Annotated in this window: 9 protein-coding genes; 4 read left to right on the top strand and 5 right to left on the bottom strand. The window is 72.9% G+C overall.

Annotated features, from left to right (window positions below):
- From E1200_RS28605 to E1200_RS28595, 3 genes are all read left to right on the top strand, one after another.
- A partial coding sequence (locus E1200_RS28605) for a dihydrofolate reductase family protein (RefSeq protein WP_207933592.1) occupies positions 1–376 on the top strand: 376 nt, incomplete at its 5' end.
- Positions 376–720 carry a YciI family protein gene (locus E1200_RS34490; protein WP_243708897.1) on the top strand — a complete coding sequence of 115 codons (345 nt, stop codon included), beginning with the start codon at positions 376–378 and terminating at the stop codon, positions 718–720. The genes E1200_RS28605 and E1200_RS34490, both read left to right, overlap by 1 nt.
- Positions 717–1,901 (top strand): sigma-70 family RNA polymerase sigma factor, encoded by a 1,185-nt coding sequence (locus E1200_RS28595; protein ID WP_279485247.1) that lies wholly within the window; start codon positions 717–719, stop codon positions 1,899–1,901. Before E1200_RS34490 ends, E1200_RS28595 begins: the two co-directional genes overlap by 4 nt.
- Here the strand turns inward: E1200_RS28595 and rlmB are convergent.
- From rlmB to E1200_RS28570, 5 genes are all read right to left on the bottom strand, one after another.
- Positions 1,873–2,808, bottom strand: coding sequence for a 23S rRNA (guanosine(2251)-2'-O)-methyltransferase RlmB (gene rlmB / locus E1200_RS28590; RefSeq protein WP_131955185.1), 936 nt, complete (start codon positions 2,806–2,808; stop codon positions 1,873–1,875). The genes E1200_RS28595 and rlmB overlap by 29 nt on opposite strands.
- A gap of 117 nt (positions 2,809–2,925) precedes the next feature.
- Positions 2,926–4,320: a cysteine--tRNA ligase gene (gene cysS / locus E1200_RS28585; RefSeq protein ID WP_131955184.1), complete on the bottom strand. Its 1,395-nt coding sequence runs from the start codon at positions 4,318–4,320 to the stop codon at positions 2,926–2,928.
- 191 nt (positions 4,321–4,511) lie between these two features.
- A complete protein-coding gene (locus tag E1200_RS28580; RefSeq protein ID WP_207933591.1) occupies positions 4,512–5,834 on the bottom strand; it encodes a DUF6596 domain-containing protein in 1,323 nt (440 codons plus the stop codon).
- Positions 5,831–6,187 (bottom strand): YciI family protein, encoded by a 357-nt coding sequence (locus tag E1200_RS28575; RefSeq protein WP_207933593.1) that lies wholly within the window; start codon positions 6,185–6,187, stop codon positions 5,831–5,833. Before E1200_RS28575 ends, E1200_RS28580 begins: the two co-directional genes overlap by 4 nt.
- A gap of 107 nt (positions 6,188–6,294) precedes the next feature.
- Entirely contained in the window at positions 6,295–7,023 is a 729-nt protein-coding gene (locus E1200_RS28570; RefSeq protein WP_131955182.1) for a DUF6585 family protein, read from the bottom strand.
- 250 nt (positions 7,024–7,273) lie between these two features.
- On the opposite strand from E1200_RS28570, the gene E1200_RS28565 reads away from it, so the two are divergent.
- On the top strand, positions 7,274–7,878 hold a 605-nt coding region (locus E1200_RS28565; RefSeq protein ID WP_131955181.1), incomplete at its 3' end, for a DUF2637 domain-containing protein.

The raw sequence follows: 7,878 nt of genomic DNA, 5'->3' as shown, positions 1-7,878 counted from the left end.
GCGTACGTACGAGGACTTCTACGGGTACTGGCCCAAGCAGACGGACAACCCGTTCAGCGAGGTGCTGGGGCGGACGCGGAAGTTCGTGGTGTCGCGGACGATGACGGAGGCGCCGTGGGAGAACTCGGTTCTGCTGAAGGACGTGGGGGACGTTGAGGGGATCGAGGAGGGGCTCACGGTGCTCGGGAGCGGGGTGCTCGTCCGGGAGTTGATGCGGCGGGATCTCGTCGACGAGTGGCTGCTGATGGTCCATCCGGTGGTGCTGGGGACGGGACGCAGGTTGTTCGACGGTGTGGAGGCGGGGTTGCGGCTCGTGGAGTCGGTGGTGACGACGACGGGGGTCGTGATCGCGACTTATCGCAGAGGGGAGGCGTGATGCTGTACGCGCTCAACATGATCCAGCCGGTGGGTGAGAAGCCCCCGCCGGAGGTGCTGGAGGAGGTCATGGCGGAGCTCGCGGTCGTCCGGCGGGAGCTGGAGGCGCGGGAGGCGTGGGTCTTCGGGAGGCCGCTGCACGGGCCCGAGGCGAGCACGGTGGTGAAGTGCCGGGACGACGAGGTCGTCGCTACGGACGGGCCGTGGACGGAGGGCAAGGAGTTCATCGGCGGGCTCATGATCATTCGGGTGGCGGATCTGGACGCGGCGTTGCAGGTGGCGGCCAGGTACACGAAGGTGACGGGGCTGCCGGTGGAGGTGCGGCCGTTCCAGGGCGGGGCCTGATCGAGCGGGTCTTCCGCGAGGAGCACGGGCGGGCGGTGGCCGTGCTCATGCGGATGCTCGGCGATATCGACGTCGCCGAGGACGCGGTGCAGGACGCGTTCGCGGAGGCGGTGAAGCGGTGGCCGGTCAGCGGGCCGCCGCCCAGTCCCGCGGGGTGGATCATCACGACGGCGCGGAACAAGGCGATCGACCGGCTGCGCAGGGAGGCCGCGCGGGCCGGCAAGCACGCGCAGGCCGCGCTCCTTCAGGCCGCGCTCGTTAACGAGGTGGAGCCGGTCGAGGAGGGCGTCGTGCCGGACGAGCGGTTGCGGCTCATCTTCACATGCTGCCATCCGGCGCTGGCGTTGCAGGCGCGGGTCGCGCTGACGTTGCGGCTGCTGGGCGGGCTGACGACGGCGGAGATCGCGCGGGCGTTCCTGGTGCCGGAGACGACGATGGCGCAGCGGCTCGTCCGGGCCAAAGGGAAGATCCGGGACGCGCGCATCCCGTACCGGGTGCCGGAGGAGGAGGACCTTCCGGGGAGGCTCGCCGGGGTCCTCGCAGTCATCTACCTGGTGTTCAACCAGGGGTACGGCGGGCGGGACGAGTTGGCGGCGGAGGCCGTGCGGCTCGGGCGGGCGCTGGCGGAGTTGATGCCGGACGAGCCGGAGGTGCTCGGGCTGCTGGCGTTGATGCTGCTCATCGAGTCGCGGCGGACGGCCCGGATGGTCGACGGGGAGCTTGTGCTTCTTACCGACCAGGATCGCGGGTTGTGGGATCGGGAGTTGGTCGAGGAGGGGCAAGCGCTCGTCCGGCGATGTCTGGAGATCGACCGGCCTGGGCCCTATCAGATCCAGGCGGCGATCAACGCGGTGCACAGTGATGCGGCGACGGTCGCGGATACTCGGTGGGATCAGATCCTGGCGCTGTACGACCAGTTGATGGTGGTGGCGCCGACGCCGGTGGCCGCGCTCAACCGGGCCGTGGCGGTGGGCGAGGTCGACGGAGCCGCGGCCGCGCTGGCGATCGTGGACGGGCTCGCCCTCGGCCACTACTACCTGTTCCACGCGATTCGCGCCGATTTGCTGCGGCGGCTCGGGCGGGACGCCGAGGCCGCCGCGGCGTACGACCGGGCGATCGAGCGGGTGGAGAATCAGGCCGAGCTGGCGTTTCTCACGCGCCGTCGTTCGCTGCTCCCCTGAGGCGGCTGATCTCGTACAGGGCGATGCCGGCGGCGACGCCCGCATTCAACGATTCGGCCTGGCCGGGCATCGGGATCGTGGCGAGCATGTCGCACGTCTCGGCGACCAGGCGGCTGAGGCCCTTGCCCTCCGAGCCGACGACCAGCACGAACGGGCCGGTCGCGAGTTCCAGGCCGGTGACGGCGACCTCGCCGTCCGCGTCCAGGCCGGCGACGAAGCAGCCGGCCTTCTGGTACGCCTTGAGCTGCCGGGTCAGGTTCGTGGCCTGCGCGACCGGGACGGTGGCGAGGGTGCCGGCGGACGACTTCCACGCCCCGGCGGTGACCCCGGCGGCGCGCCGCTCCGGGACGACGATGCCAGTCGCCCCGAACGCCGCCGCGGATCGGACGATCGCGCCGAGGTTGCGCGGGTCGGTGATGCCGTCGACCGCGACGATCAGCGGCGAGGTGCCCTTGAGCAGGTCGTCCGGGTGCGCGTACCGGTACGGCCTGACCTGGAGCGCGATGCCCTGGTGGACGGCGCCGTCCGTCAGCCGGTCGAGCTCGTTCTTGCCCGTCTCCATGAGCGGGATGCGGCGGTCCGCGGCCATCTGAATCGATTCGCGGACGCGTTCGTCGTTGCCCGACATCACGTAGAGGGCGGTCCCGGGGACGCCCGCGCGCAGCGCCTCGACGACCGGGTTGCGGCCGGTGACCAGTTCGGGGACCTCGCCGTTGGCGCGCCGCGCTCCGGCGGGGCGGCGGGCGCGGTCCCGCGCCTCGGCGACGGCCTTCGTGCGGCCGCCCGGCCCGACCGTGGGGGTGCCGGTGCGCTTGGCGTTCTTGACGGCGCGGGCCTTCTGGCGCTTGCCGTGCCAGTGGCGGTCCTCGGCCTTGGGGGTGGGGCCCTTGCCCTTGCGCTTGGCCATCTTCTCGGTACGTCCCTCGCGACGGTTGCGGCTCGCCCCCGGTGGGGCGGCGATTTCAGGCGGGACTGCGAACCCCCGCGAACATTCGATTTTATCCCCGCGTGCGGACGGGTCGGGTCAGTCGCGCTTCAGCTCCCAGCGCGGGCCCTGCGGGGTGTCCTCGACGAGGATGCCCGCCTCGGTCAGCCCGTCGCGGATGGCGTCGGCGGCGGCGTAGTCCTTGCGGGCGCGGGCGGCCTGCCGCTGCTCCAGCGCGACGGAGACGAGGGCGTCCACGACGGGGCGCAGGTCGTCCTCGCCGGTGCGGCGCCACTGCGGCGACAGGGGGTCGAGGCCGAGGACGTCCGCCATCGCCCGGACGGCCGCGAGGTGCGCGCGGACCGCGTCGCCGTCGCCGGACGCGAGCGCGGCGTTGCCCTCCCGGACGGTCTCGTGCAGCACGGCCAGCGCCTGCGGGACGCCCAGATCGTCGTTCATGGCCCCGGCGAAGGCGTCCGGCACCGCGCCGGGTTCGGCGGCCCCCACGAGTTCCGTCGCCCGCGTCACGAACCCCTCGATCCGCTGGTAGGCGGAGACGGCCTCGGTGAGGGCGGCGTCGGTGTAGTCCATCAGCGACCGGTAGTGCGCCGCGACCAGGTAGTACCGCACCTCGGCGGGACGGGCCCTGTCGAGCAGGTCGGTGAGCAGCACGACGTTGCCGACCGACTTGCTCATCTTCTCGCCGTCGACGGTGAGCAGCCCGTTGTGCAGCCAGTAGCGGGCGAAGCCGTCCCCGGCGGCGCGGGACTGGGCGATCTCGTTCTCGTGGTGCGGGAAGATCAGGTCGACGCCGCCGCCGTGGATGTCGAACGTGGGGCCGAGGTACTTGGTCGCCATGGCCGAGCACTCCAGATGCCAGCCGGGACGTCCGGGGCCCCACGGCGTCTCCCACGCGGGCTCGCCCGGCTTGGCGCCCTTCCACAGCGCGAAGTCGCGCGGGTCGCGCTTGGCGTCCTCGTTCGGGGTGTCGCCGGCGGAGCGCATGTTCTCCAGCCGCTGGTTCGACAGCGAGCCGTACTCGTCGGCCCACGACTTGACATCGAAGTACACGTCGCCGCCCGCGGCGTACGCGTGGCCCTTCTCGATCAGCCGCCGCATCAGGACGATCATCTCGGGGACGTGCCCGGTGGCGCGCGGCTCGATCGTCGGCGGCAGGCAGCCGAGGGTGTCGTAGCCGCGCGTGAAGACGCGCTGGTTGCCCTCGGCGATGGCGAACCACGGCACGCCCCGCTCCGCCGACACCGCAATGATCTTGTCGTCGATGTCGGTGACGTTGCGCGCGAACAGCACGTCGTAGCCGGACGCGCGCAGCCAGCGCAGCAGCACGTCGTAGATGACGCCCGACCTGAGGTGCCCGATGTGGGGGGACGCCTGCGGGGTGGCACCGCACACGTACATCCCCACGCGGCCCTCTTCCAGGGGCTCGAACGTGCGGACGCTACGTGTACCGGTGTCGTAAAGGCGCAGACTCACGGGCCCAGGTTATTGGATCGGCGCACGGCCGCGTGTCCTCTCGCGCGGCCCGGCAGGGCGTGGCGGCACCCCGCGGGCGCGCTGGGCGGCGTCGGGCGGGCGCGCCGGGTGGCGTCGGGCATGGTCAGGACGTCGAGAACACTTCGTCGAGCCTCGCCGCGAACGCCGTAGTGGAGGGCGCGCCGGGGACGTCAAGGACGCGTACGGTCCTGCTCATCGTGATTCCCTCGGGCGGCTCTAAGGCGGGCGGCGCGCGATTCGAGGTAGCGCCGTTCGGGGACGCTGGTGGTCCCGCGGGCGGCCTGCCGGTACGCCTCCAGCGCGCCGGCCTCGTCCCCCGCCATCTCCAGGAGGTGCCCCCGGACGGCCGCGAGCCGGTGATGCCCGGACATGCGGTCGTCGGCGTCCAGCGTCCGCAGCAGGTCGAGACCGGCGGACGGGCCGTCCACCATCGCCAGCGCGACCGCCTCGTTCAGCGTGACCATCGGGTTCGGGGACACGTGCGCCAGCAGCCGGTACAGCGCGAGGACCTGCCGCCAGTCGGTGTCCTCCGGCCGCGCCGCCTCCGCGTGGACGGCGGCGATCGCGGCCTGGAGCTGGTACGGGCCGGGCGGCGACCAGGTCAGCGCCTCGGTGACCAGCGCCGTGCCCTCCTCGATCGCGGCCGCGTCCCACAGCGTCCGGTCCTGCTCGGTGAGCGGGATCAGCCGGCCGCCCGGCCCGCTCCTGGCCGCGCGGCGCGCGTCGGTCAGCAGCATCAGCGCGAGCAGCCCGGCGACCTCGCCGTCGCCCGGCAGCAGCCGGTGCAGCTCCCGGGTCAGCCTGACCGCCTCGGCGACGAGGCCGGCCCGCTGCAGGTCGGGGCCGCTGGACGCCGTGTACCCCTCGTTGAAGATCAGGTACAGCACGTGCAGGACGGCGCGCAGCCGCTCGTCCCGCTCGTCCGGCGGGGGCATGCCGAACCGCGCCCCCGCCGCCCGGATCCGCTGCTTGGCCCGGCTGACGCGCTGCGCCATCGTCGCCTCGGGGACGAGGAACGCGCGGGCGATCTGCGCGGTGGTGAGCCCGCCGACCGCCCGCAGCGTCAGCGCGACCTGCGAGGGCGGCGACAGCGCCGGATGGCAGCACAGGAACAGCAAAGTCAGCGTGTCGTCGTGGTCGGCGGGGCGGTCGTCGCCGGGGTCGGGTTCGTCCCGGGCGGCGGGATCCCGTGCGAACACGGCGGCCTCGCGGTCGCGGCGGGCGCGCTCACTCCGCCACTGGTCGGTGAGCCGCCACGTCGCGACCGTGAGCAGCCAGCCGCGCGGGTTCTCCGGGACGCCGTCCCCGTCCGCCGGGTCGCCCGTGCCGCCCGTCCACTGGACGACGGCGGCGAGCAGTGCCTCCTGGACGGCGTCCTCGCAGGCGTCGAACGTCCCGTGCCCGTGCCGGCGGACGAGCGTCCCGAGGACCTGCGGCGCGAGGGTGCGCAGCAGGTCCTCGACACCCGGCGGCGCCGGCACGGGCGCGGTCACATCTCCGTCCCGGACTGCTCCATCAGCGCCCGGACCTCCATCCGGCCGCCGAACCGGACGTCCGGCCAGCGCGAGGCGATCTCGACGGCGCGCTCGACCGACTCGCAGTCGACCGTGATGTGCCCGGCGAAGTGCTCCTTGGCCTCCAGGAACGGCCCGTCGGTCACGGCGACGCGCCCGTCCTTCTCACGGACGGTCTTGGCGGTGGACGGGTCGGCCAGCGCGTCCCCGCCGACCAGTTCCCCCGACTCCGTCAACTCCTTCATGATCGCGCCGACCTCGCCGAACAGCTCGTCGCGCTGCTGCTCGGTGAGCTCCTCGACGAAACCCGGGCGGTTGTAGATCAGCAGCATGTACTTCACGTGTTCACTCCCGTTCGGTTGCGGGCGACGGCCCGGACGGCCGTCACCCAAGGATCGGAGCGGCGGGAGCGTTCTCGACATCCCGGACGAGAAAAAGTTCAGGAACGCCCCGGCAGCATCCTGACCTGGTGACACAGGGCGGTGAAGGCCAGCGCGTCGGGCATCTGCGCGGCCACGGTCACCAGGTCCGCCGCGCACGCGTGCACGACCACCAGGCCGTTGTCGATGGCGACGTCGGTGACGGCCGCCCACGGGACCCGCTCGCCGTCCTTCTCGACGCCGTCGAGGTCCACGGTGAACGGGGCCAGCCGGACGGCCTTGCCCGCCTTCACCGCCGCCAGGTGCCGCGGGACGAGCCGGGCCGTGACCTGCTCCGCGACGGCGAGCCCGAGCTCCCGCACGTTCGGGAGGTCCTCGGTGAGCCGCAGGACGTTCCCGTCGCGCGCGACGATCGTGAAGCGCCAGCGGACGTCCTCGTCCGGGCCGCTCCGGACCCCGGACACCGTGACCGAGGCCAGCTCGTCCCAGGTGTAGGCGGCGTCGCCGTCGAGCGATATGCCGCCGGTGTGGAGGCGCACGACCCGGTTGCGGACGAGCGCCCGGTCGCGCCCCGCGATCCAGCCGGCGCCGCCCGCGTAGCCCATCGACAGCGCGAGCGCGGGCACGCCCGCCCACCACACGCGGTCGTTCAGGTAGGCGACGGCCGCCGGGATGAGCGCCAGCGACGCCAGGCTCAGCGATAACAGCCACGCCCAGGTGCGCCGATGGCGGGCGCGGCCGTCGAACGTCCGGACCGGTTCGCCGAGCCGGCCCTGGGGATCGGTCACGCGCGCTACCGGGCCGCGCCGGACCACATCTCGCACTCGGTCCTGCGGTCAGGCATCGTTGCCTCCCTAACGCTCGCGTCCGTTGCGCGACGCGGGGCGCGGACGGCCCGCCCCGGCGTCGTTCATAAGGTACGTCTCCTCACATATCACGCGCAGGGCCCAGTGATCATCGGTAAGTGGGAAGCCGTTGCCGTCCAGGCTGGTTAATCTCGCCTGAGGACCCCTCAGGCGCTCCCCCGGAACGAGAGACATGCCATCTGATCCCACGCGGCCCGGCGGCCCCCGCTACACGCCCGTCCAGCGGCGGCTGCTCACCGCCCTCGCCGGCCTCATCGTCGCCGCGCTCGCGGGCGGCGCCTTCACGCTGACCTACGACGCGCTCCGCGAACTGGCCCTCGCCGGCCGCGCCGGCGAGCGCTGGGCACCGCTGTACCCGGTGATGGCCGACACCCTCACCGTGCTGACGATCCTGTCCCTCGTGATCACCCGCAACGCGCGCTGGTGGACGCGGCTGCTGCGCTGGGGGCTGCTGCTCCTCCTCGTGGCCGGGGGCGCGGCCCTGTCCGTGCAGTACTCGGTCTGGGGATACGGCGCCCTGCCCGAGGACGCGGTCCGGGCGGGCGTCGCCGTCGCCCCGCACGTCATGCTGGTGATCGCCGTCTGGCTGTGGCTGACGATGTTCAAGCAGATCCGCGTCGCCCGCCCCGGCGCGGAGGAGATCACGCCACCCGACCTGCAGCGCGGCCACGTCAAGGTCCTCGAACCGGCGACACCCGAACCCCTGGCCCTTGAGGCGCCCGCAGAAGACGCAGAGGCCGCCACGCCCCCGCCCGCCTTCCAGGACGACCCCGAGCC

This window comes from Actinomadura sp. GC306 (assembly GCF_004348665.1).
Lineage (GTDB): Bacteria > Actinomycetota > Actinomycetes > Streptosporangiales > Streptosporangiaceae > Spirillospora.
The sequence above is the reverse complement of the archived record's forward strand: the minus strand, read 5'-3'. Positions and strand labels throughout refer to the sequence as shown.

Excerpts from the sequence above, each read along its gene's own strand:
- E1200_RS34490 (WP_243708897.1), top strand. The coding sequence starts at position 376 with ATGCTGTACGCGCTCAACATGATCCAGCCGGTGGGTGAGAAGCCCCCG.
- rlmB (WP_131955185.1), bottom strand. The coding sequence starts at position 2,808 with ATGGCCAAGCGCAAGGGCAAGGGCCCCACCCCCAAGGCCGAGGACCGC.
- E1200_RS28575 (WP_207933593.1), bottom strand. The coding sequence starts at position 6,187 with ATGCTGCTGATCTACAACCGCCCGGGTTTCGTCGAGGAGCTCACCGAG.